This window comes from Carbonatibacter coralli, assembly GCF_039592655.1.
Classification (GTDB): Bacteria; Pseudomonadota; Alphaproteobacteria; order Kiloniellales; family Kiloniellaceae; genus Carbonatibacter; species Carbonatibacter coralli.
Window position 1 is genome coordinate 2,036 of record NZ_JBBUTJ010000020.1, and the last position, 1,353, is coordinate 3,388.

The following is a 1,353-nucleotide window of genomic DNA, read 5'->3' on the forward strand; positions in this document are numbered from 1 at the left end:
GAACGGATTTGGTGGTTCCTGAGTTCGCTCAGTCCCGAAGGATGGGATTGCAAGGGTGGAGACCCTTGCAGAAAGAATTGCTTTAAAAGGAAGACACGAGATACCGGCCCGGCCGGTTTTTGAGCCTTACGGCTCAGCGTTGTTTGACAGTGTGAATAGGTATGAATATTTGGTCTTGAGTTAATGACTGCTGCACGTTGATTTATCTCTGCGTGTATCAGGGAATTATTCAGTTAAGATCAAGCGCTTTAAGAGCATTTGGTGGATGCCTTGGCATCAAGAGGCGATGAAGGACGTGGCACTCTGCGATAAGCTGCGGGGAGACGAGAGCAATCTTTGATCCGCAGATTTCCGAATGGGGAAACCCGGCCCTGTAGGGTCACTGCACAGTGAATAGATAGCTGTGTGGAGCAAACCTGGTGAACTGAAACATCTAAGTAGCCAGAGGAAAAGACATCAACCGAGATTCCGTCAGTAGTGGCGAGCGAACGCGGATCAGGCCAGTGGCAAGAACAAGAGAACCGGAACCGTCTGGAAAGTCGGGCCATAGCGGGTGATAGCCCCGTACGGGTAGAGCTTGTTTTTGTCCTTGAGTAGGGCGGGACACGTGAAATCCTGTCTGAATATGGGGGGACCATCCTCCAAGCCTAAATACTCCTTGATGACCGATAGTGAACGAGTACCGTGAGGGAAAGGTGAAAAGCACCCCGACGAGGGGAGTGAAAGAGAACCTGAAACCGAATGCTTACAAACTGTAGGAGCACCCTTGAGGTGTGACTGCGTACCTTTTGTATAATGGGTCAGCGAGTTAATTTCACGAGCAAGCTTAAGCCGTTAGGTGTAGGCGCAGCGAAAGCGAGTCTTAATAGGGCGTCTGAGTTCGTGGGATTAGACCCGAAACCGGGTGATCTATCCATGGGCAGGTTGAAGGTGCAGTAACATGCACTGGAGGACCGAACCAGATAACGTTGAAAAGTTACTGGATGACTTGTGGATAGGGGTGAAAGGCCAATCAAACTCGGAGATAGCTGGTTCTCCGCGAAATCTATTTAGGTAGAGCGTCGTGTATTACCCTGGGGGGTAGAGCACTGGATCGGGACGGGGGGCGCGAGCCTTACCAACTCGAACCAAACTCCGAATACCCAGGAGTAGAGCACGGCAGACACACATCGGGTGCTAACGTCCGGTGTGGAGAGGGAAACAACCCAGACCATCATCTAAGGCCCCCAAGTTACGGCTAAGTGGGAAAGGATGTGGGAAGGCCAAGACAACCAGGATGTTGGCTTAGAAGCAGCCATCATTTAAAGAAAGCGTAATAGCTCACTGGTCTAGATAAGCCGTCCTGCGCCGAAA

General features: G+C 51.1%; 1 rRNA gene. It reads left to right on the plus strand.

Annotated features, from left to right (window positions below):
- Nucleotides 1-237 precede the first annotated feature (237 nt).
- A 23S ribosomal RNA gene (locus AAAH10_RS16510) occupies nt 238-1,353 on the plus strand; the annotation flags it as partial.